Source organism: Microbacterium sp. Bi128, from assembly GCF_918698205.1.
This window is the reverse complement of the sequence record NZ_CAKKMM010001090.1, coordinates 1-1,747: the sequence shown is the minus strand read 5'-3', so window position 1 is coordinate 1,747 and position 1,747 is coordinate 1. Positions and strand designations below refer to the sequence as shown.

The 1,747-nt window shown below is 69.6% G+C and carries 2 protein-coding genes; both read left to right on the top strand.

The window, feature by feature from the left end:
• The first annotated feature begins 196 nt into the window (after positions 1-196).
• Positions 197-1,342, top strand: coding sequence for an AMP-binding protein (locus tag LQV45_RS30050; RefSeq protein WP_230010848.1), 1,146 nt, complete (start codon positions 197-199; stop codon positions 1,340-1,342).
• A gap of 73 nt (positions 1,343-1,415) precedes the next feature.
• Positions 1,416-1,747 (top strand): 1,4-dihydroxy-2-naphthoate octaprenyltransferase (menA, locus tag LQV45_RS30045; RefSeq protein WP_230010845.1); only part of this gene is annotated, 332 nt, incomplete at its 3' end.

Here is a 1,747-nt window from a genome sequence, read left to right as displayed (position 1 = left end):
TCCGTCATGTACGCCAGACGGGTCGCCTCGCCGACGACGGCCTGGCCGGCCAGCAGGTCTTCGCCGGCGAGGCGACCCGTCTGGCGTACATGACGGACGAGGCCGTGGAGGGCAAGGAAGCCTTCCTCGAGAAGCGCGATCCCGACTGGTCCGCTTTCCCGTACTACTTCTAAGGCGCGCTGTGACTTCCGGAGCCATGAACATCGAGCCTGCGCTCAAGGCGCTGGCTGCTGCCCTCCACGGCGAGGGACCCGCCGTCGAACTCTCCGCCGGGCCGGACGGCTCGCCGGTGCTGGGGTTCCCTGACACGGCCGGCATCGAGGACGCGGCCGTCGTGGTCCGGACCTCCGGGTCCACCGGCACGCCGAAGGCGACCGTCCTGACCGTCGAGGCCCTGGCGGCCTCGTCTGTGGCGACCGCCTTTGCGCTCAAGGGCGAGGGCCAGTGGCTGCTAGCCCTTCCCGTCCAGTATGTGGCCGGCGTCCAAGTGCTGGTCCGCTCGCTTTTTGCCGGGACCCGCCCGTGGGCCATGGACCTCTCCGGCGGTTTTACGCCGGAGGCCTTCACCGCCGCGGCGCTGGAGCTCACGGACAAGATCCGTTTCACCTCGCTGGTGCCCACCCAGCTCCAGCGCCTGCTGGACGCGCCCTCCGCCGAGACGCTGGCGGTGCTGCGGCGCTTCAACGCCATCCTGCTCGGCGGCGGACCCGCGTCCGCGCAGCTGCTCGACGCGGCCCGGGACGCCGGCGTGCGGGTGGTGACTACCTACGGCTCGTCCGAGACCTGCGGCGGGTGCGTGTACGACGGCTTCCCGCTCGAGGACGTCCTGGTCAGGGTGGAGGACGACGGCCGCATCCTGCTGGGCGGGGCAACCATTGCCGCCGGCTATCTTCAGGCCCCAGAGCTCTCGGCAGCGGCGTTCATCGAAGCGGACGGCGTCCGCTGGTACCGGACTAATGACCTCGGCGAACTGGACTCCGACGGCCGGCTCACCGTACTCGGCCGGGCCGACGACGTCGTCATCACCGGCGGCGTCAAAGTTTCCGCCGCCCATGTCCAGGCTGAGCTGGAAAAGCTCGACGGCGTGCGGGCGGCTTTTGTCGCCGGTGTGCCGTCCGCGGAGTGGGGCCACGCCCTGGCCGCGTACGTCGCAGTGGCCGACAGTTCCCCGGAAGGGCTGGCGGCGTTCGCCGACCGCCGGAACCAGACCTGGGCACCGTCGCTGGGCGCACTGGCCCCGAAAACCGTGCTGCCCGCCGCGGAACTGCTCATGCTGCCCAACGGGAAACCGGACCGGCTGGGCATGACGGTCCGGCTGGACGCCCTCCATCAGGGAAAATAGACAAGCGCTTCCGGCTTCCGGCCGGCAACTCAAACCACCAACGAGCATTCAACCAACCAACGAGGTACTGACCGTGGCCACAGCCGCACAATGGATCCAAGGCGCCCGACTGCGCACCCTGCCGGCCGCAATCGCACCGGTGTTGATCGGCAGCGCAGCCGCCTACGAGATGGATTCGTTCATCCTGCTGAACGCCGTGCTGGCCGCCCTGGTCGCCCTGCTCCTGCAGATCGGCGTCAACTACGCCAACGACTACTCGGACGGGATCCGGGGCACGGATGAGGACCGGGTGGGTCCGCTCCGGCTGGTGGGCTCGGGGGCGGCCAGCCCGGAGCACGTCAAACGGGCCGCGTTCGCAGCCTTCGGGCTGGCGATGCTGTTCGGCCTGATCCTCGTGATCATCAC